Annotated in this window: 23 protein-coding genes and 1 pseudogene; 18 read left to right on the top strand and 6 right to left on the bottom strand. The window is 73.2% G+C overall.

Going from position 1 to position 25,120, the window contains the following annotated elements; genetic code table 11:
- Window positions 1-51 precede the first annotated feature (51 nt).
- The 7 genes from BLV76_RS12760 to BLV76_RS12730 all read left to right on the top strand — a co-directional run bounded on the left by BLV76_RS12760 (window position 52) and on the right by BLV76_RS12730 (window position 8,663).
- On the top strand, window positions 52-1,143 hold the full coding sequence (locus BLV76_RS12760; RefSeq protein ID WP_090969469.1) for a heme/hemin ABC transporter substrate-binding protein: 1,092 nt from the start codon (window positions 52-54) through the stop codon (window positions 1,141-1,143).
- On the top strand, window positions 1,140-2,249 hold the full coding sequence (locus BLV76_RS12755; RefSeq protein WP_090969468.1) for a FecCD family ABC transporter permease: 1,110 nt from the start codon (window positions 1,140-1,142) through the stop codon (window positions 2,247-2,249). The genes BLV76_RS12760 and BLV76_RS12755 overlap by 4 nt, the downstream gene beginning before the upstream one ends.
- Window positions 2,246-3,064 carry a heme ABC transporter ATP-binding protein gene (locus tag BLV76_RS12750; RefSeq protein WP_090969467.1) on the top strand — a complete coding sequence of 273 codons (819 nt, stop codon included), beginning with the start codon at window positions 2,246-2,248 and terminating at the stop codon, window positions 3,062-3,064. The genes BLV76_RS12755 and BLV76_RS12750 overlap by 4 nt, the downstream gene beginning before the upstream one ends.
- Window positions 3,058-4,239, top strand: coding sequence for a hypothetical protein (locus BLV76_RS12745; RefSeq protein WP_090969466.1), 1,182 nt, complete (start codon window positions 3,058-3,060; stop codon window positions 4,237-4,239). The genes BLV76_RS12750 and BLV76_RS12745 overlap by 7 nt, the downstream gene beginning before the upstream one ends.
- Window positions 4,236-5,603 carry an HtaA domain-containing protein gene (locus BLV76_RS22175; RefSeq protein WP_139306567.1) on the top strand — a complete coding sequence of 456 codons (1,368 nt, stop codon included), beginning with the start codon at window positions 4,236-4,238 and terminating at the stop codon, window positions 5,601-5,603. The genes BLV76_RS12745 and BLV76_RS22175 overlap by 4 nt, the downstream gene beginning before the upstream one ends.
- Complete coding sequence (locus tag BLV76_RS12735; protein WP_090969465.1) at window positions 5,600-7,885, top strand: Ig-like domain-containing protein; 2,286 nt, start codon at window positions 5,600-5,602, stop codon at window positions 7,883-7,885. The genes BLV76_RS22175 and BLV76_RS12735 overlap by 4 nt, the downstream gene beginning before the upstream one ends.
- Before the next feature lie 88 nt (window positions 7,886-7,973).
- Complete coding sequence (locus tag BLV76_RS12730) at window positions 7,974-8,663, top strand: biliverdin-producing heme oxygenase (RefSeq protein WP_090969464.1); 690 nt, start codon at window positions 7,974-7,976, stop codon at window positions 8,661-8,663.
- Window positions 8,664-8,687: 24 nt separating this feature from the next.
- Here the strand turns inward: BLV76_RS12730 and BLV76_RS12725 are convergent, their stop codons facing one another.
- On the bottom strand, window positions 8,688-9,332 hold the full coding sequence (locus BLV76_RS12725; protein ID WP_217630330.1) for an MOSC domain-containing protein: 645 nt from the start codon (window positions 9,330-9,332) through the stop codon (window positions 8,688-8,690).
- A gap of 49 nt (window positions 9,333-9,381) precedes the next feature.
- Here BLV76_RS12725 and BLV76_RS23455 point away from each other — a divergent pair.
- Window positions 9,382-9,891, top strand: a pseudogene (locus BLV76_RS23455) (AAA family ATPase); the annotation flags it as partial.
- A 66-nt stretch (window positions 9,892-9,957) separates the two neighbouring features.
- On the opposite strand, the gene BLV76_RS12715 reads toward BLV76_RS23455, so the two are convergent.
- The gene (locus tag BLV76_RS12715; RefSeq protein ID WP_090969463.1) at window positions 9,958-10,329 is read right to left on the bottom strand and encodes a VOC family protein; all 372 of its coding nucleotides are present in this window, start codon (window positions 10,327-10,329) and stop codon (window positions 9,958-9,960) included.
- Between the two features lie 71 nt (window positions 10,330-10,400).
- Here BLV76_RS12715 and BLV76_RS12710 point away from each other — a divergent pair, with 71 nt between their 5' ends.
- Genes BLV76_RS12710 through BLV76_RS12690 form a run of 5 tightly spaced genes read left to right on the top strand, consistent with a single transcriptional unit; the run spans window position 10,401 to window position 15,362 of the window.
- Window positions 10,401-12,056, top strand: a complete 1,656-nt coding sequence (locus BLV76_RS12710; protein WP_090969462.1) for a phospho-sugar mutase — start codon at window positions 10,401-10,403, stop codon at window positions 12,054-12,056.
- Window position 12,057: 1 nt separating this feature from the next.
- Entirely contained in the window at window positions 12,058-13,215 is a 1,158-nt protein-coding gene (locus tag BLV76_RS12705) for a right-handed parallel beta-helix repeat-containing protein (RefSeq protein ID WP_090969461.1), read from the top strand.
- A gap of 28 nt (window positions 13,216-13,243) precedes the next feature.
- Window positions 13,244-13,552: a hypothetical protein gene (locus BLV76_RS12700; RefSeq protein WP_090969460.1), complete on the top strand. Its 309-nt coding sequence runs from the start codon at window positions 13,244-13,246 to the stop codon at window positions 13,550-13,552.
- A gap of 57 nt (window positions 13,553-13,609) precedes the next feature.
- Window positions 13,610-14,401 (top strand): membrane protein insertase YidC, encoded by a 792-nt coding sequence (gene yidC, locus BLV76_RS12695; RefSeq protein ID WP_090969459.1) that lies wholly within the window; start codon window positions 13,610-13,612, stop codon window positions 14,399-14,401.
- Between the two features lie 43 nt (window positions 14,402-14,444).
- The gene (locus BLV76_RS12690; protein ID WP_090969458.1) at window positions 14,445-15,362 is read left to right on the top strand and encodes a DMT family transporter; all 918 of its coding nucleotides are present in this window, start codon (window positions 14,445-14,447) and stop codon (window positions 15,360-15,362) included.
- 1 nt (window position 15,363) lies between these two features.
- Here BLV76_RS12690 and BLV76_RS12685 read toward each other — a convergent pair whose 3' ends face one another.
- Entirely contained in the window at window positions 15,364-15,981 is a 618-nt protein-coding gene (locus tag BLV76_RS12685) for a hypothetical protein (protein WP_090969457.1), read from the bottom strand.
- A gap of 78 nt (window positions 15,982-16,059) precedes the next feature.
- Between BLV76_RS12685 and deoC the strand changes: the two genes are divergently transcribed.
- From deoC to BLV76_RS12670, 3 genes are read left to right on the top strand one after another with little or no spacing between them, the layout of a single operon-like run.
- Entirely contained in the window at window positions 16,060-17,031 is a 972-nt protein-coding gene (gene deoC / locus BLV76_RS12680) for a deoxyribose-phosphate aldolase (protein ID WP_090969456.1), read from the top strand.
- A 5-nt stretch (window positions 17,032-17,036) separates the two neighbouring features.
- Window positions 17,037-18,476, top strand: a complete 1,440-nt coding sequence (locus BLV76_RS12675) for an aldehyde dehydrogenase family protein (RefSeq protein ID WP_090969455.1) — start codon at window positions 17,037-17,039, stop codon at window positions 18,474-18,476.
- Window positions 18,476-19,336, top strand: a complete 861-nt coding sequence (locus tag BLV76_RS12670; RefSeq protein ID WP_090969454.1) for an aldehyde dehydrogenase family protein — start codon at window positions 18,476-18,478, stop codon at window positions 19,334-19,336. The genes BLV76_RS12675 and BLV76_RS12670 overlap by 1 nt, the downstream gene beginning before the upstream one ends.
- A gap of 183 nt (window positions 19,337-19,519) precedes the next feature.
- On the opposite strand, the gene BLV76_RS12665 is transcribed toward BLV76_RS12670, so the two are convergent.
- Window positions 19,520-21,193 (bottom strand): substrate-binding domain-containing protein, encoded by a 1,674-nt coding sequence (locus BLV76_RS12665; protein WP_175539665.1) that lies wholly within the window; start codon window positions 21,191-21,193, stop codon window positions 19,520-19,522.
- Window positions 21,194-21,290: 97 nt separating this feature from the next.
- Here BLV76_RS12665 and BLV76_RS12660 point away from each other — a divergent pair, with 97 nt between their 5' ends.
- On the top strand, window positions 21,291-21,881 hold the full coding sequence (locus BLV76_RS12660) for an ATP-binding protein (protein WP_090972663.1): 591 nt from the start codon (window positions 21,291-21,293) through the stop codon (window positions 21,879-21,881).
- 17 nt (window positions 21,882-21,898) lie between these two features.
- On the opposite strand, the gene BLV76_RS12655 is transcribed toward BLV76_RS12660, so the two are convergent.
- Window positions 21,899-22,978 (bottom strand): adenosine deaminase, encoded by a 1,080-nt coding sequence (locus tag BLV76_RS12655; RefSeq protein WP_217630329.1) that lies wholly within the window; start codon window positions 22,976-22,978, stop codon window positions 21,899-21,901.
- A 36-nt stretch (window positions 22,979-23,014) separates the two neighbouring features.
- On the opposite strand from BLV76_RS12655, the gene BLV76_RS12650 reads away from it, so the two are divergent.
- A complete protein-coding gene (locus tag BLV76_RS12650; RefSeq protein ID WP_090969451.1) occupies window positions 23,015-23,467 on the top strand; it encodes a MaoC family dehydratase in 453 nt (150 codons plus the stop codon).
- Between the two features lie 2 nt (window positions 23,468-23,469).
- Here BLV76_RS12650 and BLV76_RS12645 read toward each other — a convergent pair whose 3' ends face one another.
- On the bottom strand, window positions 23,470-25,056 hold the full coding sequence (locus BLV76_RS12645; protein ID WP_090969450.1) for a VWA domain-containing protein: 1,587 nt from the start codon (window positions 25,054-25,056) through the stop codon (window positions 23,470-23,472).
- Between the last annotated feature and the right edge of the window lie 64 nt (window positions 25,057-25,120).

The raw sequence follows: 25,120 nt of genomic DNA, 5'->3' as shown, positions 1-25,120 counted from the left end.
CGAAGTGAGGTTAGGCTCTGCTTACTTAGGTAAGCCTCACCAAAGGTCGTCATGTCGTCCCTCCCGTCCCTCGCCGCTGCCGCCGCAGCGGTCCTCCTGCTCGGCGCCTGCTCCCCTGTCGCGACGCAGTCGTCGTCCGCGAGCACCGGCACCGTCGACGTACCCCGCGTCTCCGACGTCACTCCGATCGCCGATCCCCGCTCGTGGGAGGGCGTCGTCGACATCGCGCTGCCCGCGACCGGGATCGACCCGGTCGCCACGGACCCGCAGCCCGACCTGCCGGTCACCGTCACCGACGCGCAGGGCACCGAGGTCACCGTCGAGGACACCTCGCGGATCCTCGCGCTCGACATCTACGGCACGCTCTCGCAGACCGTCTACGAGCTCGGGCTCGGCGACAGCGTGGTCGGCCGCGACATCTCCTCGCAGTTCCCCGAGATCGCCGACAGGCCGCTCGTCACCAGCAACGGCCACGAGCTCAACGCCGAGTCGATCCTCGCGCTCGACCCCACCGTCGTGCTGACCGACACCTCGCTCGGCCCGTGGGACGTGATCCTCCAGGTCCGCGACGCCGGCATCCCGGTGGTCGTCACCGACCCCCACCGCGGCCTGGACAACCTCGCCTCGCTCACCGGCCAGGTCGCCGACGCGCTCGGCGTCCCGCGCGAGGGCGAGGAGCTCGGCCAGCGCATCGTCGACGAGGCCGACGCGATGCAGGCCGACATCGCCGAGCTCGCGCCGGAGGACGTCAACGACCGGCTGCGTGCGGTCTTCCTCTACGTCCGCGGCAGCTCGGGCGTCTACTACATGTTCGGCCAGGACTCCGGCGCCGACTCCCTCATCGAGGCCGTCGGCGGCTACGACGTGAGCTCCGAGATCGGCTGGAAGGGCATGCGCCCACTCACGGACGAGGGCCTGGTCTCCGCCCAGCCCGACGTGGTGCTGATGATGAGCAAGGGCCTCGAGTCCGTCGGCGGCGTCGACGGCCTGCTGGAGCGGTTCCCGGCGCTCGCCCAGACGCCGGCCGGCGAGCACGAGCGCATCGTCGCGATGAACGACGACCAGGTCCTCAGCTACGGCCCGCGCACCGCCGACGTGCTCAACGCCCTCGCGATCGCGCTCTACGCGCCGGGGGACCTGTGACGGCGACCGCCGCGCGCCCGGCGGCCGGGGCGACCCGCGAAGCGGTGGGCGTACGACGACCCGTCCGGGGTCGCACGCTCGGCGTCACCGGCTTCTTCGTCCTGCTCGGGCTGGGCCTCGTCCTCGCGATCCTCGTCTCGGCCGGGTCGGGCCAGCTCCCGATCCCGGCCGACGAGGTGGCCGGCTCCGTGCTCCACCGGATCGGCATCGACTGGCTGCCGGTGCCCACGCACCCGCGCGGCGACGACACCCTCTGGACCGTCCGCTTCCCGCGCGTCGCGATGGCCGCCCTCGTCGGCGCCGCGCTCGCGGTGGCCGGCGCCCTCATGCAGGGCGTCTTCGGCAACCCGCTCGCCGAGCCGAGCATCGTCGGCGTCTCCTCCGGGGCGGCCGTCGCCGCCGCGACCGTGATCGTCTTCGGACTCACCTTCGCCGGCGACTGGACCGTCGCGGTCGCCGCCTTCGCCGGCGGGCTCGCCACGACGCTGCTGGTCTACTTCCTCGCCCGCTCCGGCGGGCGCACCGAGGTCGTCACCCTCGTCCTGACCGGCATCGCGGTCAACGCCGTCGCCGGTGCGCTCCTGGCGCTGCTGATGTTCCTCGGCGACACCCAGGCCCGCGAGCAGATCGTCTTCTGGCAGCTCGGCAGCCTCAACGGCAGCCGCTGGCCCTACGTCGCGGTCGTCGCGCCCTTCGCCGTCGTCGGGATCGTCCTCGCGCTCGCCAGCGCGCGGAGCCTCGACCTGCTGGCCCTCGGCGAGCGCCCCGCCCGCCACCTCGGCGTGCACGTCGAGAAGCTCCGCATCGGCCTCATCGTGGTCGTCGCGCTGCTCACCGCCGCCGCGGTGTCGTTCTGCGGGATCGTCGCCTTCGTCGGCCTCGTCGTGCCGCACCTCGTGCGGATGGTCACCGGTCCGGGCCACCGGCTGGTGATCCCCGCCTGCCTGCTCGCGGGGAGCCTGGTCATCGTCGTGGCCGACCTCTGCGCACGCACGCTCGTGGCCTACGCCGACCTGCCGCTCGGCATGCTCACCTCGCTCGTCGGCGGCCCGTTCTTCTTCTGGCTCCTCTGGCGCACCCGCCGCACCGCCGGGGGTTGGTCATGACCGCCGTCGTCGAGGTGCGCGGCGTCACCGTCTCCTTCGGGAGCCGGCGGGTGCTCGACGGCGTCGACCTGGACCTGTGTGCCGGTGAGGTGCTGGCGCTGGTCGGGCCCAACGGCACCGGCAAGTCCACCCTGCTCGCCGTCGTCGCGGGTGACCTCGAGCCCGAGGCCGGCAGCGTGACGATCCACGGCACGCCGGTCGGCGACTGGCGGCTGCAGGCGCTGGCCCGCGAGCGCGCCGTGCTGACCCAGGAGCAGCGGATCTCCTTCCCGTTCCCGGTGCGCGACGTCGTCGAGATGGGCCGCGCCCCGTGGCGGGGACGTCCCGAGGAGGACCTGGACGACCTCGAGGTCGCCGCCGCGATGCAGACCACCGAGGTCGAGCACCTCGCACGTCGCTCGTTCGGCTCGCTATCGGGCGGCGAGAAGGGCAGGGCGTCGTTCGCCCGGGTGCTCGCCCAGCAGACCGGGATCCTGATGCTCGACGAGCCCACCGCCGCGCTCGACATCGGCCACCAGGAGACGCTGCTCGCGACCGCCGCCGAGCGCGCCCGCGCCGGTGCCGCCGTGCTCGTCGTGCTGCACGACCTCACCCTCTCCGCCGCGCACGCCGACCGGATGGTGCTGCTCGAGGACGGCCGCGTCGCCGCCAGCGGCACGCCCCACGACGTCCTCGACGCCGCGCTCCTCAGCCGCGTCTACCGCCACCCCGTCGAGGTCGTCGCGCACCCGCGCACCGGCGACCCGATCGTCCTCGCGGACCGCTCGCGCGCGTCCCTCCCCACCGACATGCTCCAGCAGGAGGACCCGTGCTGACCCGCATCCTCGTCCAGCACCGCACCGCCGCTCTCGCGAGCGCCGCCCTCGCCCTCACCTCCACCCTCGTGGCGGCCGCGCCCGCCCAGGCCGCGCCCCGCATCGGCGTGACCAACGACCGGGGCACGTCGGTGGCCGACGACGGGCAGGCGACGACGTTCACCCTCCGCGGGTCGGGCTTCCAGTCGATCAGGGGCGGCTTCGGCGGCGTCTACGTCGCCTTCGGCTGGGTCCGCGACCCCTCCGGCGGCGGCTGGCGCCCGTCCGAGGGCGGGATCACCGGCCGCGACTACCGCTACGTCCCCGACTCGGAGTCGGGGTCCAACGCCGGCTACCTGCGCTTCGTGTCCTTCCCCGGCAGCTCCACCGAGGCCGAGGCCCAGGCCGTGATGTCGGCCGACGGCTCCTTCACCGTCGACCTCACCGTCCCCGGCCCCACCTTCGGCGCGGTCGACCGCGACGGCAACGCGGTCGCCGTCGACTGCCGGAAGGTCACCTGCGGCGTGCTCACCTTCGGCGCCCACGGCGTGAAGAACGCGCGCAACGAGACCTTCACTCCCGTCCGCTTCGGTGAGGTGTACGCCGACGAGGCCGCCACCCCCGCCGAGGAGGAGCACGGCCAGGAGACGGGCTCCACCGACGGGGGCGGCCAGACGACCGACGGGACGACGGCAGCGCCCTCCGGCGGCTCGACGACCGCCCCGACCGCACCCACGCGCCGCGGCAGGCCGAAGGTCACCGCCGAGCGCGAGACCGCCGTGGCCGGGCAGGCGCTGGCCTTCACCGGCAGCGGCTTCGCACCCGGCGAGCAGGTGCTCGCCCTCCTCGACGACGGCGTCGTGGCGCTCGGCCCCCTGGTCGCCGGTACGTCGGGCGAGGTCGCCGGCGTGATGGCGCTGCCCGCCGACCTCTCCGTCGGCACCCACCAGCTCCGCCTCGTCGGTGCGGCGTCCGGCGCGCGCCCGAGCGAGCGGTTCCCGGTCCGCGCGGGCACCGTGGTGGCTGTCGAGCCCGAGCCGACCATCGCGCCCGACGAGCCCGACGTGGCGGCGCTCGCCTTCGTCGGCGCCTCGGGGCTGGCGCTGCTCGCCTCGCTCGTGCTGCTCGTGGTCCGGCTGCGGCGGCGTGGTCGTCGTACCCCGGTCGCGGCCACGACGACCGGGGCGACCGCGTGAGCACCCGGATCCGCGCGGCTGTCGGTGCCCTGACCGCCACCCTGGTCACCACGGCGGCGCTGCTGCTCGCCGCCGTGGCCCCGAGCGCGTTGCTGGCCGAGCCGGCCCGGGCGCAGTCCGAGGCGTTCTCCGTCACCACCGCGCAGCTGCGGTGGGGCCTCAACAACGAGTCCAACAACCGCGCCTTCGCGCCGGGCACCCACAACTTCTTCTCCGCCGGCATCGTGCCCGACCCCGGCAGGGGCGGCACCACGCTCCCGCAGGCGAGCTGGAGGGCCGAGGACGGCAACGTGCGCATCGAGAAGCAGGAGCCCGACGGCACCTACGCGACGGCGACCTGGGCCGGGCTCGGCACGACGCCGGCCGGCACGGCGATCGCGAGCCCGACGAGCGGCCAGTTCAGCAACCACCAGGTCGTCGTCAGCAACGGCACCGGCACCGTCGACCCGACCACCGGCACCGCGACGATCGCGTGGCAGGGCTCGTTCACGGTCCTCTACTACTCCGGCATGTCCTACTTCACCGTCACCGACCCGGTGCTGACCGTGACCGCGGACAAGGCCCAGCTCAGCGCGACCGCCGGCGGCTTCGCGTCCTCGATGGAGGACCAGTCGCAGTGGAACCCGCTGCCGCCGACGCCCGTCGTCCTGGCCGACCTGCCACGCACCGAGGTCGACCTGGCCGCGGCCGACGGCTTCGCCAGCACCCCGGCCTACCTCGGCGTCGGCTGGACCCCGCCGTCCGACCAGGCCGCGCAGGTCGGCGGGCAGTGGAAGGGCGCCTTCCCGGCCAGCTTCCTCGGCTTCCTGTCGAGCGCCGGCTCCGCCGGCTACTGGTACTCCACCGGCGGAGCCACCGACGCCTGGAAGCCCGCGCTGCCGCTGACCGTGAGCTGGGCCGGCGCGACGATCGCGACGCCCACCGCCACGGCCACCGCGACGCCGACGAGGACTCCGACGGCCACGCCCACCGGGACCCCGACGAGGACGCCGACCCCGACCACGTCGCCGACCGGCACACCGTCGGCCGGCGCCACGCCGACCTCGACCCCGACCGCCCGGACCACGCAGTCCACGGGCTCGACCGGGTCGTCGTACGACGTCGGGGCGGGCGGCTCGCCCGGAGGCGGCGGCTCCACCGGCACCCGGGCGCCGGGCCAGCCGATGCCGATGGCCGTCCAGCCCGTGCTCGTCCCGGCCGGGGCCGCGGCCGACCCCCCGTCCCCCACGACGGCCGCACCCGCGGCCGGCGACCCCGAGTCCCACGTCCTGTGGCTGCTCGGTTGCGTGCTGCTGCTCGGAGCACTCGCGACAACCTTGGTCAGCACCTCCCTGACCAGCACTCCCCTGGAAGGAAAGAAATGACGCACGCGCACAGCGGTCTCCGCCGCTCCGTGAGCAGCCTCGCCACGCTGGCCCTCGCGGCCGGGGCGACGGCGGTCCTCGCGACCCCGGCCCCCGCGCAGGCAGCGACGACGAGCATCACCAGCGCCGAGCTGCGCTGGGAGCTCAACTCCGAGAGCACCGGCGGCGCCTTCGCCCCCGGCACCTGGAACCTGTTCTCGGCCGGCAGGCTCGACGACCCGGGCGCCGGCGGCCAGACGCTGAGGGCCGCCGACCAGGGCGCGACCTGGGCCAACGGCGCCACCGCCGGCTGGTCCAGCAGCGACGGCAACGTCACCATCGAGGACAAGCTCGCCAGCGGCGGCTACGCCCCGACCACGTGGGCGGGCACCCGCACCAGCTCGACCGGCGCGACCACCAACACCGGCGCCACCCTGTCCGAGAACGTCGTCTCGATCGCCAACGGCACCGGGACGGTCGACCCGGTCACCGACACCGGCACGATCAGCTGGGACGGCGACTTCACGGTCGTCTACTACTCCGGCATGTCGTTCTTCTACGTCTCCGACCCGGAGCTGAGCGTCACCAACGGCACCGGGAAGCTGACCGCGACGCTCAGCGGCTACGGCTCGGACATGGACGACCCGACGGCGTGGAGCGCGCTCCCCGCCACCGAGGTCACCCTCGCCGACCTCACCGGCGTGGACCTGACCACGAGCGGGTTCACCGTCACCCCGCGCTACCTCGGCGTCACGGTCACGCCGCCTGCCGGCAGCTCGCCGCAGAGCACCGCCACCCCGGCGACCGCCGGCTCGTTCCCGCAGTCGTTCGTCGACTTCCAGGGCCTCGTCGGCACCGCGTCGTACTGGTACTCCAGCGGCGGCAGCGTCGACGCCCGCAAGCTGACCACCCCGCTCAACGTCACCTGGGCGCCGCGCGTCACCGTGTCGCGCACGACGCTCCTCGCCGACGGCAGCCACCAGGTCACCGTCGAGGGCACGGGCTTCGACCCGTCCCTGGCGACCGGCACCCGGCCGCCGCTGGCCGGCCAGCAGGCGGGCGCGTACGTCGTCTTCGGCAAGTTCGCGCAGGGCTGGCGGCCCTCCGCCGGCGCTGCGGCCGCCACCCGGGTCAACACCAGCCAGAAGTGGGCCGTCCCGGCCGCGTCCATGTCGGCCATCGGTGGTGAGGCCGGCGGCGCCGTCGAGCTGCGCCCCGACGGGTCGTTCACCGCGACGGTGACCGTCGACAAGACCGCCATCGACGCCGCCGTCGCCGCCAGGCCGAACCCTGCGGACCTCGTCAACTACGGCATCTACACCTACCCGGGCTCCGGTGCCACGCAGGCGCTCTACGAGACCTACACGCCGATCACCTTCATCGGCTCGGCCGCGACGCTCGCCGTCACGGCCGCCGACGTGGACTACGGCGACGACCAGGTCGTCTCCGTGGCCGTCACCGGCACCGGCACCGTGGGTGGCACCGTCACCCTGCATGACGGCTCGACCGTGCTGGGCCGCTCGGCCGTCGACGCCGGCAAGGCGACGTTCCGCCTGCGCAAGCCCACCGCGGGCACCCGCACGCTGACCGCGTCGTACTCCGGCGACGCCTCCCACGCGGGAGTTGCGCAGACCGCGACCGCCACGGTGGCGAAGGCCTTGCCGACCCTCACGGTCGAGGCGCAGGACGTCACCGCCGGCCAGCCCGTCGAGGTCACTGTCCAGCTCCCCGCCGCCGCCACCGGCCCGGTGACGCTGACCGAGGGGGCGACCGCGCTGGGCGAGGCCGACCTCGTCGACGGGACGGCCACCTTCACCGTCGCCCACCTCGCGACCGGCGCCCACACGCTCGTCGCGACGTACGCCGGTGACACCAACCACGAGGCCGCTGCGGCCTCCAAGGTCGTCACCGTGGCCGCCGCGCCCGTCCAGCCGACCCCCACCCCGACCCCGACTGCCACCCCGACACCGACCACGCCCGCCCCGGAGTCCGGCACCGCCGACGAGCCGGTGAAGGGCCGGGCGAAGGTCACGTGGGGCACCAGGCCCACGGCCGGCAGGAAGGGCACTGCGGTCGTGAAGGTCAGCGGCCTCGCCACCGGCAAGATCACGGCGGTGCTCCGCACGGTGTCGAAGACGGGCACGAGCAGCAAGGTCACGACGATCACGGCCCGCATCAAGGGCGGCGTCGCGAAGGTCAGGCTCCCCAGGCTCGGCAAGGGGAAGTACGCCCTCGTCGTGAAGGTCCCCGGCAACGACGACGTCGCCAAGGCCAGGGTCACCCGCACCTTCCGCGTGGCGTGACATCGGGTGGCGCCCGGCCGGCAGCGACGCCGGTCGGGCGCCACCTCCCCCAGCAACCCACCGAACAGCCGAGAGAAGAGAGCACGACATGTCCCCCCTCCTCGATCCCGCCGTCGTGGCCGAGCCGGCCACGGCACCCCTCTCGCGCGCCATGCGCGAGGGCTCGCAGGCCGCGCACACCGAGGCCGAGAACTCCTCGTTCATGGCCGAGCTCACCGCGGCGCGGGTCAACGCGCTCGGGGTGCGTGACTACCTCCTGCGCTACCGCGAGGTCTACCGCACGATGGAGATGCTCGGCACCGAGCTCGGCGCGGAGCCCGCCGTCGCCGCCGTCGTCGACCCGGCCCTCGACCGCCTCCCGGCGATCGAGGAGGACCTCGCCTACTGGGCCGAGGCCTCCGGCGTGCCGGCCCCCGACGTCTTCCACAGCCCCGCCACGGACGCGTACGTCGCGCAGCTGCTCGAGGCCCGCACGTGGGCGCCGCTGTTCGTGGCGCACCACTACACGCGCTACCTCGGCGACCTGTCCGGCGGCCAGGTGATCGGCCGGGTGCTCGACCGCGAGCTCGGGCTCGCGGGCCGGGGCACGGCGTTCTACGCCTTCCCCGGGATCCCGAAGCCGAAGCCCTACAAGGACGGCTACCGTGCCCGTCTCGACGCGCTCGAGCTCACTCCCGGGCAGCAGGCGCGCGTGGTCGAGGAGGTCAGCACGGCCTTCGAGCTCAACCAGGCGGTCTTCACCGAGCTGGGGCGGGACCTGGCCGGCTACCTCCGCTGACCGGCTGTTCCTCGACGCCCGGTGTCATCGCCGCCCGGCGAGCCACTCGTGCTCGACCTCGGGCAGCACCCGGGCGTCGAGGATCGCCTCGGCCAGGTCGCGGTCGCCCATCACGGCCCGGAAGTACATCGGGACGGTGAGGCCGTGGCCGGGCCGGTGGACCACCTCGATCGGGTCGTCGCGCTCGATCCAGCCGGCCTCGCGCACCGCCAGGTAGGCACCGGTCAGGCCGTGCTCGGTGAAGCGCCGCACCCACCGCGGCTCGGCCATGTGCTTGGCGAAGGTCGCGCACGGGACCCGCGGCCCGCACACCTCGAGGAGCGTGAGGCCGACCCGCCACCGCTCCCCCAGCTCGGCGGCGTCGACGTCGAGGCCGAGGGTGGTGAGGTTCTCCCCGAAGACCCCGGCGGGCAGGTCGCGGCCGAGCTCGCGGCCCCACCAGTCCAGCTCCTCACGGGCGACGGCGTAGACCGCCTGCGTCTCGCCGCCGTGGTGCTTGCGGCTGCCGATCGCATCGCCGACCACGCCGCTGCCGAGCCCGCCGTGCTTCGGCCCGGGGTCGCGCACCTCGATCCGGTCGACCGGCTGCTTGTGGATCCCGCTGGGACGACGCATGCCCTCGACGGGCGCGAGCCGGCCGGCGTTGACGGACAGGACGGAGGCGCTCACCGGGCCACGCTAGCCGGGCCGACCGGCCAGCCGCTGCGAGGATGGCGACATGATGCGGAGCAGGCTGCACGTGCTGGGCGCGAGCGGGTCGGGGACCACCACGCTGGCCAGGGCGCTGGCGAACCACTGGTCCGTGCCGCACGCCGATGCCGACGACTACTTCTGGGTGCCGTCCGACCCGCCCTACGTCGAGAGGCGACCGGAGGCCGACCGGCTGCGACTGATGAGCGAGGTGTTCGCCCCGAGGGAGGCCTGGGTGCTGTCCGGGTCGATGGTGGGGTGGGGTGAGCAGGTCGTCGAGCTGTGCGACGCCATCGTCTTCGTGACCCTCGAGCCCGCGGAGAGGCTGCGGCGACTGGAGGCACGGGAGGTGCACCGGAGGGGCGGTGCGGAGTTCGACGAGTCGGCGTGGGCGGCCTTCCTGGAGTGGGCCCGCGGATATGACGACCCGTCGTTCAGCGGACGCAGCCGCGCCGTCCACGAGGAGTGGCTGGGCGAACGCCGTCAGCCGGTGCTGCGGCTCGACAGCGGAGCCAGCCCGGAGGCGCTGGTGGACGAGGTGCTCCGGTGGATCCCGGCCGGTGAGCACGTGGCGGACCCCTTCTCGGGGGCCTGTCGGAGCCGCTCAGCTGTCGCCGGTGTGGCAGACGGCCTCGATGTTGTTGCCCTCGGTGTCGCGGACGAAGGCGCCGTAGTAGGCCGGGTGGTACTCCGGCCAGAGCCGCGGCTCGTGGAGCGACTCGGCCCCGGCGGCCAGCGCCTCGGCGTGCCAGGCCCGGACCGTGGCGGCGTCGGGCGCGGTGAACGCGACGTGGACCTCGCGGTTGTCGCCGACACCGTCGAAGGTGCCGATCCAGAAGTCGGGCGCGTCGGTGCCGTAGCCGATCGCGACGCCGACGTCCATGACGCGACGGTGGCCGAGGACCCCGAGGACCCGGTCGTAGAACGTGGCTGCCCGGCCGAGGTCGGTGCAGTTGATGCCCAGGTGATCGATCATCGACCGATGGTGGCAGCACCCACCGACACCGCCCACCGGGCACCGCGACCGGCGAGGGATAGCGTGCGTCCATGACCGACCAGACCGACCTGATCGAGACCGCCCGCGCGTGGGCGGCCGAGGACCCCGACGAGCAGACGCGGACCGAGCTCGAGGCGGTCGTCGCCGCCGCGGAGCGCGGCGAGGAGACCGATCTCGCCGACCGCTTCGCCGGGACGCTCGAGTTCGGCACGGCCGGCCTGCGCGGCGCCCTCGGCGCCGGTCCGAACCGGATGAACCGCGTCGTGGTCACCCGCGCGGCGGCCGGACTGGCGGCCTACCTCACGGACACCGGCCACGCGGGCGGATCCGTCGTGATCGGCTTCGACGCCCGCCACAACTCCGACGTCTTCGCGCGCGACACCGCCGAGATCATGACCGGCGCCGGCTTCAAGGCCCTCGTCATGCCGCGCACGCTGCCCACCCCCCTGCTGGCCTACGCGATCCGCGAGCTCGGCTGCGCGGCCGGCGTGATGGTCACCGCGAGCCACAACCCGCCGCAGGACAACGGCTACAAGGTCTACCTCGGCGACGGCAGCCAGATCGTGCCGCCCGCCGACATCGAGATCGCCGACCGGATCGCCGCCGTCGGCGCGCTCGCCGACCTGCCGCGCGGTGATGCCGGGGGCCTCGTCTCCGAGGAGATCGTCGACCGCTACCTCGACACCGTCGCCGAGCTCGCCGAGGACGGCCCGCGCGACCTCACGCTCGTCTACACACCGCTGCACGGCGTGGGCGGCACGACGGTCGCGCAGGTGCTGGAGACGGCCGGCTTCGAGGCGCCCCACGTCGTCGAGCAGCAGGAGGACCCCGACCCCGACTTCCCGACCGTCGCCTTCCCCAACCCCGAGGAGCCGGGCGCGATGGACCTCGCCATGGCCCTCGCAGCGGAGAGGAAGGCCGACCTGGTCGTGGCCAACGACCCCGACGCCGACCGCTGCGCGGTCGCGGTGCCCGACGCCCACGGCTGGCGGATGCTGCGCGGCGACGAGGTCGGCGCGCTGCTCGCCCACCACCTGATCCGCCGCGGCCGCACCGGCACCTACGCCAACTCGATCGTCTCCTCCAGCCTGCTCGGCAAGATGGCCGCGGCCGCCGGCCAGCCGCACGAGGAGACCCTCACCGGGTTCAAGTGGATCGGCCGCGTCGACGGCCTCGCCTTCGGCTACGAGGAGGCGCTCGGCTACTGCTGCGACCCCGAGCACGTGAAGGACAAGGACGGCGTCTCGGCGCTGCTGCTCGTCTGCGAGCTCGCCGCCTCTGCGAAGGCCGACGGGCGCACGCTCACCGACCTCCTCGACGACATCGCCCACGAGCACGGCCTCCACGCCACCGACCAGCTCTCGGTGCGCTTCGACGACCTCGCCGACATCCCGGCGACGATGGACCGGCTGCGCGCGGCTCCGCCGACCACACTGGGCGGGCTGGCGGTCGAGAGGGCCGAGGACCTCTCGGAGGGCTCCGACCTCCTGCCGCCCACCGACGGCCTGCGCTACTCCCTCGCCGAGGGTGCGCGCGTGATCGTCCGCCCGAGCGGCACCGAGCCGAAGGTGAAGTGCTACCTCGAGGTCGTCATCCCCGTCGAGCCCGGCACCGGCGGCAGCGGCGTCGACGCCGCCCGGATCTCCGCCGCCGGCCGGCTCGACGCGATCAAGGCCGACCTCCGGACCTCCGCCTTCGGCGCCTGACGTGCGCGCCGCGGTCCTCGCCCTCGCTGCCGGGCTGCTCGTCGCCGCACCCGCGAGTGCGTCGTACGACGACCCCTCCCGCGCGCAGGCACCGCGCACGTGGCACGTGGGTCCCGACCGCGATCTCACGACGCCCAGCGCGGCGGCGGCCGTGGCGGGCGACGGGGACACCGTCCTGATCGACCCGGGGACCTACGCCGGCGACGTCGCGACGTGGACCCAGGACGACCTGACCCTGCGCGGGGACGGCGGCCGGGTGCACCTGCGCGCCGACGGCAACGACGCGCAGGGCAAGGCGATCTGGGTCGTCGCCGGCGACCGCACCACCGTCGACCGGATCGAGTTCAGCGGCGCGACCGTGCCGGACCGGAACGGCGCCGGCATCCGCGCCGAGGGCACCGACCTCACCGTCACCCGCAGCTGGTTCCACCACAACGAGATGGGCATCCTCACCGGTGCCGACCCCGAGTCCGACCTCGTGATCAGCCGGTCGCGGTTCTTCCGCAACGGGTTCGGCGACGGCTACTCGCACAACCTCTACGTCGGCAACGTCCGCTCGCTGACCGTCACCGGCAGCTGGCTCTCGCGCGCCGACACCGGCCACGAGATCAAGTCGCGCGCGGCCCGCAACACCATCGTCGGCAACCGGATCAGCGACGGCGACGCGACCGCGAGCTATTCCATCGACCTGCCCAACGGCGGGCTGTCGCTCGTCGCCGGCAACGTGGTCGTGCAGGGCCCCCGCTCGGAGAACCCGGCCCTCGTCTCCTACGGCGCCGAGGGGCTCACCAACCCGAGCCGCACGCTCTGGGTCGTGCACAACACCTTCGTCAACCAGCGCTCGTCGGGCACGTTCGTGAACCTCGCCCCCGCCGCCCGCGCCCACCTGCGCAACAACCTGCTCGTCGGCCCCGGCGACCTCACGTCAGGCGCCACGCCCTCGGCCGTCGACGCCTGGGCCAACCGCCGCGTGGGCCTGTCCGGCTTCGCCGACCCGGGCCGCGAGGACTTCCGCCTGCTCGCCTCCTCGTCCGCCGTCGACCGCGGCGTGGCGGTGCCGAGGCGCTGGCGCCCGCGCTGGGAGTACGCCGCCCCGGCCGGCCAGGTGCGCCGGCCGGCCGTCGGGCGCCCCGACCTCGGCGCGTACGAGCTCCGGTGATCCACACGACCTGACTAGGCTGACGGGCATGGACCGCACCCTCGACGCCGTCGCACGCGGGCGCCTCGCGCTCGTCGTGGCGCTGGTGGGGGTCGCGTCGGTCCTGTCGGCAGCCGCGCTGGCACCGGCCATGACGACCCAGTCGCTGGTGCTGGTCGCCGCACTGTCCGCGGCCACCGCGCTCGCGGGCGTCCACTCCCTGCTGACCGTGCCCGACGCCGGGCACGGCTCGTTGCGTCCGCCGCGTCGCGCGGCCGTCGTACCCCTCGTGCTCGCCGGACGGACCACCGACGTGGTCCACCACCCGGCGCGCCCGCGTGCTCCCGGACGAGTCTGAACGTCGCCTCCGGCGACGGCCCACAGACCCCTCCCACCTCTCGCCCAGGAGACACCCATGTCCATGCTCGAACCGTTCTCGCACGCCCTCGCCGCAGTCCTCGCGGCCACCCATGACGGCCTCGCCGCCCTCGGCCTGCCGTCCGACTCCGCCCTCATCTGGCTGCTGTGCATCGGCGCCGTCGTGGTGCTCGTCCGCACCGCCCTGCTCCCCTTCACCGTCCACGGCGTCCGGCAGGCGCACGCCGCCTCGCGCGCCCGGCCGCACCTGAAGGAGATCGCCGATCGCTACCGCGGGAGGACCGACGCCGACAGCGTCCGGCAGATGATCGACGAGCGTCGCGCCGTGTCCGCCGAGCACGGCGTCAGCCGCCTCGGCTGCCTGCCCCTGCTGGTGCAGCTGCCCGTGTGGATCACGCTCTACCACCTGATCGCCGACGTCGCCCGCGGCTCGGCCGTCGGCGCGATGGGGCCGGCCCTGGTCGCCTCGCTCGGCGCGGCCTCGCTCCTCGGCGTCTCCCTCGCCGGCAGCGGCTACCTCGGTGGCGGTCCCGCCCACCTGACCGTCGTGCTCGGCCTCGCGCTGACCGCAGCCGCGCTGTCCTACGCGACGCAGAGGTTCTTCGTCGCGCCCAACACCGTCCTGGACGGGATGCCCGAGGCGATGGCGACCGCGCACCGGCTGATGCCCACGCTCTCCGCCGTCGGTCTCGTGGTCGCGGGCGGGGTCGTGCCGGTCGCGCTCCTGGGCTACTGGGTGCTCAGCTCGACGTGGACCCTGGCGCAGTCCGCGGTGGTGATGCGGTGGTTCCCCACCCCGGGCACGGAGGCCGCACGCCGCTTCGCGTGAGACGTGGTCCGGGCGGTCGTCCGCCCGGTGCCACACTCCTCCCGTGTCCCGTGCCGCGAGCGTCGCCTTCGTCGTGGTCGGGCTCATCTGGGGCACCAACTTCATCACCATGAAGTGGGCGCTGGAGTCGATCAGCGCGGGGCAGGTGACCCTGCTGCGGGTGCTGTTCGGCTTCCTCCCGGTGCTGGCGTACGGCCTCTTCCGCCGGGCGTTCGCGCGCTCGCACTGGCGGCACGCGCACCACTTCGTCGTGATGTCCGTGCTGGCCACGAGCCTCTACTACTTCCTGTTCGCGGCAGGCACCGAGCTGCTGCCGAGCGGCATCGCCGGTGCGCTGAGCGCGTCCATCCCGCTGTTCTCGTTCCTCGGGGCGGCCGTCCTGCTGCGCAGCGAGCGGATCACCCTGGTCCGCCTGGCCGGTGTCCTCACCGGGCTCGCCGGTGTCGTGCTGATCGCCCGGCCGTGGGCGGCCAGCGCCACGGTCGAGCCGAAGGGGGTGGCCTTCCTGCTGCTCGGCTCGGCGAGCGTGGGCCTCTCCTTCGTCTACGCGCGCCGCTTCATCAGCCCGCTGGAGATCCCGGCGGCCGCGCTGACGACCTACCAGATCGGGCTCGCGCTGGTGACGCTGCTGCTGGTCACCGACCTCGACGGGATCACCGCGATCACCCACGACACCCGCGCCACCCTCGGCATCGTGGTCGGCCTCGGCCTGCTCGGGACGGGCGTGGCGTTCGTCCTCTACTACTTCATCGTCGAGCGGCTCGGCGCCGTCACCGCGGCCAGCGCGACCTACATCCCGCCGGTCGTCGCCGTGCTGATCGGCTGGCTGCTCGTCGGGGAGGAGCTGCACGCCCTCGACGGGGTGGCGATGGTGCTGATCCTGGCCGGCGTGGTCGTCCTGAGGATCGGGTCGCCCAGGCTCGAGCCACCGACGACGCCGCCGCCCGCCGTCACGTCGTGACTCAGACGAAGAAGCTGACCAGCAGCACGAGCACCGCCGCGACGACGAGCGCGACGGGCAGCATCGCCGGCTCCCGGCGTACGGCGTCGGGCAGCGCCAGCTGCTCCTTCGAGCCGGCCCTGACGCCTGCGCGGGCGCGGGCCGCGTCGACGAGCTCGTGGACCCGGTTCTCCACGAAGTCGGCGTAGGGCATGTCGTCGACCACCCCGTCGTGCTCGTCGGCACGGCGGCGCGACAGCAGCGCCTTGCGCCACGTGCGCCCGACGACGGTGGAGACCAGGCGGCGGTCGCCGGCGCGCACGGCCAGCACCTGGCGCACGGCCATCTCCTCGACCGCGGCGAGGCGGACGTGGACGGTCTCGAGCATGTTCTGCATGACGAGGTGCTCGCGGGTCACCCACAGCGCCGGACGGAGCATCGCGGCCCAGGCCAGCACCCCCACGAGCAGCGCCCCGGCGGCGACCCAGGCCGGGAAGCCGTCGTCGAGGTAGGCCACCCCGGCGACCACGAGGACGCCGGCGACGACCACGGTCAGCCATCCCGTGAGGCGTCCGCTCGTGGCGTGGAAGCGCTGGACGACCTCGTCGCCGCCGTCCTGGCGCGGTGAAATGTCTGCCATGTCTTCCTCGTCGATGTGGGCAGGGTCTGTGCCCCTGTGGGTTGGCCGGGGCCTCGACGGCAACCCTATGCTGGAGGAGTGACTGCCAGCTCAACGGCGAGCTCCGCGTCCGCCCACGGTGTCTTCGACGACGTCGTGCGCTCGGACTCCTCGCTCCGCCGATTCCTCCACGGCCTCCCCGGGGTCGACCAGGTCGGGTGCGAGGCTCGCGCCGCCGGCCTCGGCACCCGGTCCATCAAGACCACGTCGAAGGCCTGGGCCATCGACCTGGCGATCCGGATGGTCGACCTGACCACGCTGGAGGGCCAGGACACGCACGGCAAGGTCCGCGCGCTCGCCTCGAAGGCGATGCGACCCGACCCCGCCGACCCGACCTGCCCGGCGACCGCCGCGGTGTGCGTCTACCCCGACATGGTCGCGACCGCGAAGCAGCAGCTCGGCGACAGCGGCGTCCACGTCGCAGCCGTCGCCACGGCGTTCCCCAGCGGCCGCGCGGCGATGGACATCAAGCTCGCCGACACCCACGACGCCGTCGAGGCCGGTGCCGACGAGATCGACATGGTGATAGACCGCGGCGCCTTCCTGTCCGGTCGCTACCTCGACGTCTACGAGGAGATCGCCCAGGTCAAGGAGGCGTGCGGCGACGCGCACCTCAAGGTCATCTTCGAAACCGGCGAGCTCCAGACCTACGACAACGTCCGGCGTGCGAGCTGGCTCGCGATGATGGCCGGCGGTCACTTCATCAAGACCTCCACCGGCAAGGTGCAGCCCGCGGCGACCCTCCCGGTCACGCTGATCATGCTCGAGGCCGTCCGCGACTTCCGCGAGCAGACCGGCCAGATGGTGGGCGTCAAGCCCGCCGGCGGCATCAAGACCACCAAGGACGCCATCAAGTACCTCGTGATGGTCAACGAGACCTGCGGCGAGGACTGGCTCGACCCCGACTGGTTCCGCTTCGGTGCGTCCACGCTGCTCAACGACCTGCTGATGCAGCGCACCAAGATGACGACCGGCCGCTACTCCGGTCCCGACTACTTCACGCTGGACTGAGGCCGATGACTTCTCCGTTCGAGTACGCCCCCGCACCCGAGTCGCGCGCCGTCGTCGACATCAAGCCGTCCTACGGCCTGTTCATCAACGGCGAGTTCGTCGACGGCAGCGGCACGTCCTTCAAGACCGTCAACCCGGCCACCGAGGAGGTGCTCGCCGAGGTCGCCGAGGCCAGCGACTCCGACGTCGACGAGGCCGTGAAGGCCGCGCGCCGGGCCTACACCCGCGTCTGGTCGCGGATGTCGGGCGCCGAGCGCGCCAAGTACCTCTACCGCATCGCGCGCATCATCCAGGAGCGCGGCCGCGAGCTCGCCGTGCTCGAGTCGATCGACAACGGCAAGCCGATCAAGGAGTCGCGCGACGTCGACGTCCCGATCGTCGCGGCGCACTTCTTCTACTACGCCGGCTGGGCCGACAAGCTGAAGTACGCCGGCTACGGCGACACGCCGCTGGGCGTCGCCGGCCAGGTCATCCCGTGGAACTTCCCGCTGCTGATGCTGGCGTGGAAGATCGCCCCCGCCCTCGCGTGCGGCAACACCGTCGTCCTCAAGCCGGCCGAGACCACCCCGCTCACGGCACTGCTCTTCGCGGAGATCTGCCAGCAGGCCGACCTCCCCCCGGGCGTCGTCAACATCGTCACGGGCGCCGGCGACACCGGCCGCGCGATCGTGTCCCACCCCGACGTCGACAAGGTCGCCTTCACCGGCTCGACCGAGGTCGGCAAGGCGATCGCCCGCGCGGTGGCCGGCACGGACAAGAAGGTCACCCTCGAGCTCGGCGGCAAGGCGGCCAACATCGTCTTCGACGACGCCCCGCTCGACCAGGCCGTCGAGGGCATCGTCAACGGCATCTTCTTCAACCAGGGCCACGTCTGCTGCGCGGGCTCGCGCCTTCTGGTGCAGGAGTCCGTCGCCGACGAGGTGATGAGCCGGCTCAAGCGCCGGATGGCCACGCTTCGGGTGGGCGACCCGCTCGACAAGAACACCGACGTCGGCGCGATCAACTCCGCCGAGCAGCTCGCCAAGATCCGCGAGCTCTCCGAGATCGGCGAGGCCGAGGGCGCCGAGCGCTGGTCGGCACCGTGCGAGCTGCCGTCCAACGGCTACTGGTTCGCCCCGACCGTCTTCACCGGCGTCTCGCAGGCCCACCGGATCGCCCGCGAGGAGATCTTCGGCCCGGTCCTGTCCGTGCTGACCTTCCGCACGCCGTCCGAGGCGGTCGAGAAGGCCAACAACACACCGTTCGGCCTGTCGGCCGGCGTGTGGACCGACAAGGGGTCGCGGATCCTCTCGATGGCCAACCGCCTGCGAGCCGGCGTCGTGTGGGCCAACACGTTCAACAAGTTCGACCCGACCTCGCCGTTCGGCGGCTACAAGGAGTCCGGCTACGGCCGCGAGGGCGGCCGCCACGGGCTCGAGGCCTACCTGAAGGGGGCTGACGACTGATGTCGCGCATCGATGTCCGCAAGACCTACAAGCTCTACATCGGCGGGCAGTTCCCCCGCTCGGAGTCGGGCCGCTCCTACGTCGTCAACGACGCCAGGGGCAAGCTCCTCGCCAACGCCTCGCTCGCCTCCCGCAAGGACGCCCGCGACGCCGTCGTGGCAGCGCGGGCAGCCTTCGGCGGCTGGTCCGGGAGGACGGCGTACAACCGCGCGCAGGTCGTCTACCGCATCGCCGAGGTGCTCGAGGGCCGCCGCGAGCAGTTCGAGGCCGAGATCCGGGCCTCGGAGGGCGTCACCGCGGCCCGGGCCCGCGCCGCCGTCGACGCCGCGATCGACCGCCTCGTCTGGTACGCCGGCTGGGCGGACAAGATCACCCAGGTCGTCGGCAACGCCAACCCGGTCGCCGGCCCCTACTTCAACCTGTCCACCCCGGAGCCCAGCGGCGTCATCGCCGTCGTGGCCCCGTCGGGCCCGCTCCTGGGCCTGGTCAGCGTGGTCGCGCCGCTCATCGTGACCGGCAACACCGTCGTCGTGATCGCCAGCGAGGAGCACCCGCTCCCGGCGATCACCCTCGGCGAGGTGATGGCCACCAGCGACCTGCCCGGTGGTGTCGTCAACGTGCTGACCGGGTCGCAGGCCGAGATCGCGCCCTGGCTGGCCTCCCACATGGACGTCAACGGCATCGACCTCACCGGCATCACCGACGAGGCCCTCGCGACCGAGCTCGAGGCGTCGGCCGCCGACAACCTCAAGCGCGTACGCCGTCCCGCGCCCGCCACCGACTGGCTCGCCGAGCCCGGCCTCGACCGGATGACGCGGTTCCTCGAGACCAAGACGGTCTGGCACCCGATCGGCGTCTGAGCTCGTACGCGCATACCCAGGCACGCCAGCACGCACGAAGGCCCCCGGAGGATCTCCGGGGGCCTTCGTGCGTCGCGACCTCGCGGGCGAGTCCCGAGCTTCACGGGGGTTGCACGCCTCTCGAAGTTCTGGTTCCCCCGCAGATGCGGGGGAACCAGAGGTGATCGCGTCGAGAGCCGTGGATCAGCGGTTGAGCAGGGCCTGGGCCAGCACGCCGAGGATCTGGTTGGGGTCGTCGACCAGGTAGTTCTGGCCACCCGTCGCAGCGGCGATCTCGTCGAGCTCGCCGGTGTCGGCGTCCTGCGAGATGCCGATGATGATCACCTTGACCGGCTTCGCGGGGTCGCGGAGCGACTTGAGCTGCTCGACCAGCGACGCGAGCGAGAGCGAGCTGGAGTCGTCGCTGGCGCCGTCGGTGAAGATCACCACGGAGTTGAACCACGCCGGGTCCCACTTCTCCTGGGCGTACTTGTAGGCCGCCAGCGTGGTGTCCATGACGCCGGTGCCGCCCTTGACCCGGCCGACGAGGGCGTCGGCCTCCTCGCGCACCACGTCGCCGTGGGTCTTGCCGTCGGCCGCGGGAGCGTCGAGGCGGTCGAGGGTGGCGTACTCCTCCCACGAGGCGCCGTCGGCGCCGCGGTTCTTGGAGAAGCCCCAGATGCCGATGCGGGCCTGGGCCGGGAACGCGTCGAGGGCGACCTGGGAGGCGTTGACCGCGAGCTGGATGCGCGAGGTGTCGCCGATGACGGTCTTCATCGAGCCGGACAGGTCGACGACGGCGAGGATGCTGGACGGGACCGCCAGCACGCGCCACTGGCGCAGCGTGTCGTCGGTGGTCTTCTGGTTGACGGTGCTGAGGATCCGCGCGTCGCCGAGCCCGATGTCGTTGGGCAGCGGAGCCCCGTCGGGGCCGCGCAGCTCCGCGGCGGCGATCGCGTCGATGCCGGCGCTGGAGGTGAACCAGCGGCCGATCGCGCGGGCGACGCGGGCGGAGAGGTCGCCGCCCTGGGCGAGGATGTCCTTGCTGCCGCGGTTCACGTCGATGAGCGGGTACTGCAGCATCGGTACGCCGGTCTGCGGGGCGACGATCGAGAGCTGGTCGTTGCCGCGGCGGGCGGCGAGGTAGGCCTGCTCCGTCAGGGGCACCAGCTGGGTGCTCGACGCGGTGATCGTGGAGAGGTCGGTCTCGCCGGAGGCACCCTGGACGGCACGCTCGCCGTAGGTCTGGGCGACCGGGACGACCTTCTCGTTGATCGACTCCGCGGTCTCGCCGGTCTTCTTCATCTCGGCGAAGGGTGCGAGCAGCGCGAGCGCGGAGGCGCCCTCGCCGTTCGGGTCGGCCATCGCGAGGTTGCCGCCGTCGAGGGCCGCGGCCCACGAGGCGGGCGCGCTGGCCGCCGGTCCGCCGATGAGCCCGACGGGGGTCTGGGCCAGGACCGGGGCGACCTCGGTGCCGGTCCAGCCGGCCTGGGTCAGCTGGCCCTTCCACGTCGGGCTGTCCGGGATCCAGATCTCGGGGAGCTTGGCGTTGGGGTCGGCCAGGAGCGCGACCACGTCCTTCACGGTGCCCGCGGTGACCTTGACGTCGATGCAGGGCTCGTCGGCGTTGACGTCCTTGACGGCGGCCTTGACCAGGTCCTCCATGACGGGGGCGGTCGTCAGCGTCACCTGCTCGGACACGCAGTCGGCCGCACCGGCCTCGGCGTCGTCGCCGCCAAGGGCGAACACGGCGAACGCCCCGCCGATCAGCACGAGCGCCAGTCCGATGAGCAGCGGGGCCCTGCCCGCGAGGCCGCCGCGCGTGGCGGGCCCGGGGTTGTCTACGCTTGCCGGCGCGGTCGAGTCGTCGAGACTCATCGGGTTCCTCCTGTTAAGGACGTCACACACGACGTCTGGGCGAGGGTAGTTCCGCGTGACCGCCAATGTGCGAGAACGAAGGATTTGAGGCGGAAGAGTGACCGGCGCGCAGGTGATCATCCTGTCCGGGCCCAGTGGTGCCGGAAAATCTCGCCTTGCCGAGCGTCTCGGCCTGCCGATCTTGCGTCTGGACGACTTCTACAAGGACGGCGACGACCCCACCCTCCCCCGCATCACGCATGGGGCGAACGCCGGGATCGTCGACTGGGACCACCCCGACTCCTGGCACCGCGACGACGCGATGGCGGCGCTCCGCGAGCTCTGCGCGACCGGCCACAGCGAGGTCCCGGTCTACGAGATCGCCCAGAACGGCCGCTGCGGCTCGCGCACCGTCGACCTGGCCGGCAGCCCGCGCTTCGTCGCCGAGGGGATCTTTGCCCCCGAGGTCGTCGCCGCGTGCCGCGAGGAGGGCCTGCTGGCGGCGGCGTACTGCATCACCCAGCACCCGCTCGTCACGTTCTGGCGGCGGCTCACCCGCGACCTGCGCGAGCACCGCAAGCCGCCGCTCGTGCTCCTGCGCCGCGGGGTGGCCCTGATGCGCGACCAGCAGCGGGTCGTGGCGACCGCGACCCGGCAGGGCTGCCGCCGGGCGACCGGTGACCAGGCCTACGCGGAGCTCACCACCTGATCCTCACCGCTGGCTGATCACCGCTGGCTGATCAGTGCCTCGTAGCCCGGCTTCACGACCTCGTCGATGATCGCGAGCCGCTCGTCGAAGGGCAGGAACGCCGACTTCATCGCGTTGATGGTGAACCAGCGCAGGTCCTCCAGCGAGTAGTCGAAGGCCTCGACGAGGCCGAACATCTCCCGGGTCATCGAGGTCCCGCTCATCAGCCGGTTGTCGGTGTTGACGGTGACCCGGAACCGCAGCTTCGTCAGCAGCCCGATCGGGTGCTCGGCGAAGGACTCCGCGGCACCGGTCTGGATGTTGGAGCTCGGGCACATCTCGAGCGGGATCCGCTGGTCGCGGACGTAGGCGGCCAGCCGGCCGAGCTCGACCGTGCCGTCGTCGTGGACGGTGATGTCGTCGATGATCCGCACGCCGTGGCCGAGCCGGTCGGCGCTGCACCACTGGATCGCCTCCCAGATCGACGGCAGCCCGAAGGCCTCCCCGGCGTGGATGGTGAAGTGGGCGTTCTCGCGCTGGAGGTACTCGAACGCGTCGAGGTGCCGGGTGGGCGGGAAGCCCGCCTCCGCGCCGGCGATGTCGAAGCCGGCCACGCCCCGGTCGCGCCAGGCGACGGCGAGCTCGGCGATCTCCATCGACCGGGCCTGGTGGCGCATCGCAGTCAGCAGCTGGCGTACGACGATCCTGCCGCCGCTCGCGGCCATCGCGGCGTCGAAGCCCTCCTGCACCGCGGCGACGACCTCGTCCAGGGTCATCCCGCCCTCGACGTGCTGCTCGGGGGCGTAGCGCACCTCGGCGTAGACGACGCCGTCGGCCGCGAGGTCCTCGACGCACTCGCGGGCGACGCGCGCGATGGCCGGGCCGTTCTGCATGACGGCGACGGTGTGGTCGAAGGTCTCGAGGTAGCGCACCAGCGAGCCGGAGTCGGCGGACTCGGTGAACCAGCGGCCGAGCGACTCGGCGTCGGACGCCGGGAGCTCGTGGCCGATCTCTGCGGCCAGCTCGACGATCGTCTGCGGCCGCAGGCCGCCGTCGAGGTGGTCGTGGAGGAGCACCTTGGGTGCGGCGTGGACCTGGTCGCGGGTGGGAGTGCTCACCGTCCCATCCAAGCAGCCTTGGCTATCTTCGTCCGCATGCGCACCTTCACCTCGCTCGAGGACGTCGCCGCGGCCGCCGGGACCGAGATCGGCACCAGCGACTGGCTCGAGGTCGACCAGGCCCGGATCGACGCGTTCGCCGACGCGACGCTCGACCACCAGTGGATCCACGTGGACGTCGAGGCGGCCGCCGCCGGCCCCTTCGGCACGACGATCGCGCACGGCTTCCTCACCCTGAGCCTGCTGCCGCGCTTCGCCTCACAGGTCTTCTCCCTCGAGACCCCGGGCGCCCGGCTCAACTACGGGCTCGAGAAGGTGCGCTTCCCCTCCCCCGTCCCGGTCGGCAGCCGGCTGCGCTCGCACGTGCGCTTCGGCGAGGTGCGCGACCTGCCGACCGGCAAGCAGCTGGTCGTCGAGCACACCGTCGAGATCGAGGGCCACGACAAGCCCGCCTGCGTCGCGGCCCACGTGGTGCTGCTGCTCGCCTGACCTCAGCGCGACAGCACCGCCTGGGCGAACACCCCGAGCACGTCCTCCGGCTGGGCCGCGAGGTAGGCCTCGCCGCCCGTGACGTGCGCGATCTGCTGCAGCGCGTCGAGGTCGGCGTCGCCGCTGATCGCGATGCCGACGACGCGCACCGGGCGGTCGGGGTCGCGCAGCTCGCGGAGCCGGTCGAGCAGCGCGGGCAGCTGGATCGAGCCGGGGTCCTCGTTGCGGCCGTCGGTCATCAGCACCACCGCGTTGCTGTACTCCGGCCGGTAGCTGCGCAGCGCCGAGCGGTACGCCGCCAGCGCAGTGTCGTACAACCCCGTCCCGCCGCCGGTGAGCGCGGGCAGCTGGGCGGCCCGCTCGCGCAGGGCGTAGCGCTGCGTGCGGCCGAACCGCAGGTCGTCGAGCCGGCGGAGCGGTTCGAGCCGGCGCCAGTCCTTGCCCGGGCCGCCCTTGTCGATCGAGAACACCCACAGCCCGACCCGGGCGTGGCCGGGGAGGAACGACAGGCCGATCCCGGCGGCGTCCGCGAGGAGCTCCATCCGCGAGCCCGAGCCGGCGGTCGCGTCCATCGACCCCGACGCGTCGACCACCGCGAGGATCGACGAGGGCACGGCGAGGGTGCGCCAGGACCGGACGGCCTGCGCGATGGCGGGAGCGGGCGGCGTGCGGAGGCCGGCGTCGCCGACACCCGATCCCAGGCCCTCGTCGGCGAGCGCGGCTCGCCCCTCGGGGCCGGTGAGGTGGTCGACCAGGGCCTGCGCCACGGCCTGCGAGCCGGGAGCCGCATCCACGCTGAGCACGAGGGGGAAGTCCAGCACCGGCGAGCCCACGGCCGGCGTGAGGTCGCGCAGGTCGGTGCGGGCAGGAGCGTCGGCCAGCTCGTGCTCGGTGGTGACGACCAGTCGCGGCGAGGCCTTCGAGAACATCGACGGCGCGACCGTCGCGTCCGCGCCGTCGGCTCGGCGGGCACCGGCCCCCTGGGCGAAGGGCACCAGGAGCTCGCGGGCGCGCGCCGGCGTGCGACCGAGCGAGGGCGCCTCGGCCAGCGGAGCCACCAGCGCCAGCGCCCCGACGGCCGACGACTCCGGGTCGGGCGACGTCACCAGGCCGGAGGCCTCGGCGTCACCCCACGACCGGAACCGGCGTGCCGAGGCGCCACCGACGAGGACGACGGGCGTGCTCGCCAGGCTCGGAGCGACCACACGCACGCGCGCCGCGGCGCCGACGTACGCCTTCTTCGTGAGGAAGCCCGCCTCCGGGATCCAGAGGTCGGGGAGCCGGCCACCCAGTGCGACGCCCTCGGCGACCTCCATCCCGCCGCGGGACGTCGGCGTCACGCGGGTGCACGGCGGCGTGACGGAGTCGAGGGCGTCGACGACGGCGCTGTAGAGCTCGGGCGCGATGGTGACGTCGAGCGACCGGTAGCTGCCGCACGCCTCGGAGCCGGCCGACGCGCTGCTCCCGCCGCCGAGCACGACCCACGCCGTGCCTCCGCCGGCGACGAGGCCGGCCACGAGCAGCAGCACGACCAGCACAGGCGTCGGGAGCGACGACGCGCTCCGGGCAGGCTCGTCCTGGACGTCCATGGCTCCCCCAAGCTCCTAGACAGTTCCTTGACGAACCGACGCTACGAGCGTGACGAGCGTCGCC

This window comes from Nocardioides exalbidus, from assembly GCF_900105585.1.
Taxonomy (GTDB): domain Bacteria; phylum Actinomycetota; class Actinomycetes; order Propionibacteriales; family Nocardioidaceae; genus Nocardioides; species Nocardioides exalbidus.
This window is presented reverse-complemented; position numbering and strand designations above follow the sequence as displayed.

Coding starts and splice junctions, on each gene's coding strand:
- BLV76_RS12650 (WP_090969451.1), top strand. CDS start 23,015: ATGCGCACCTTCACCTCGCTCGAGGACGTCGCCGCGGCCGCCGGGACC.
- BLV76_RS12645 (WP_090969450.1), bottom strand. CDS start 25,056: ATGGACGTCCAGGACGAGCCTGCCCGGAGCGCGTCGTCGCTCCCGACG.
- BLV76_RS12750 (WP_090969467.1), top strand. CDS start 2,246: ATGACCGCCGTCGTCGAGGTGCGCGGCGTCACCGTCTCCTTCGGGAGC.
- BLV76_RS12665 (WP_175539665.1), bottom strand. CDS start 21,193: ATGAGTCTCGACGACTCGACCGCGCCGGCAAGCGTAGACAACCCCGGG.
- BLV76_RS12710 (WP_090969462.1), top strand. CDS start 10,401: ATGACCGACCAGACCGACCTGATCGAGACCGCCCGCGCGTGGGCGGCC.
- BLV76_RS12735 (WP_090969465.1), top strand. CDS start 5,600: ATGACGCACGCGCACAGCGGTCTCCGCCGCTCCGTGAGCAGCCTCGCC.
- BLV76_RS12675 (WP_090969455.1), top strand. CDS start 17,037: ATGACTTCTCCGTTCGAGTACGCCCCCGCACCCGAGTCGCGCGCCGTC.
- yidC (WP_090969459.1), top strand. CDS start 13,610: ATGTCCATGCTCGAACCGTTCTCGCACGCCCTCGCCGCAGTCCTCGCG.
- BLV76_RS12715 (WP_090969463.1), bottom strand. CDS start 10,329: ATGATCGATCACCTGGGCATCAACTGCACCGACCTCGGCCGGGCAGCC.
- BLV76_RS12700 (WP_090969460.1), top strand. CDS start 13,244: ATGGACCGCACCCTCGACGCCGTCGCACGCGGGCGCCTCGCGCTCGTC.
- BLV76_RS12730 (WP_090969464.1), top strand. CDS start 7,974: ATGTCCCCCCTCCTCGATCCCGCCGTCGTGGCCGAGCCGGCCACGGCA.
- BLV76_RS12760 (WP_090969469.1), top strand. CDS start 52: ATGTCGTCCCTCCCGTCCCTCGCCGCTGCCGCCGCAGCGGTCCTCCTG.
- BLV76_RS12670 (WP_090969454.1), top strand. CDS start 18,476: ATGTCGCGCATCGATGTCCGCAAGACCTACAAGCTCTACATCGGCGGG.
- BLV76_RS12685 (WP_090969457.1), bottom strand. CDS start 15,981: ATGGCAGACATTTCACCGCGCCAGGACGGCGGCGACGAGGTCGTCCAG.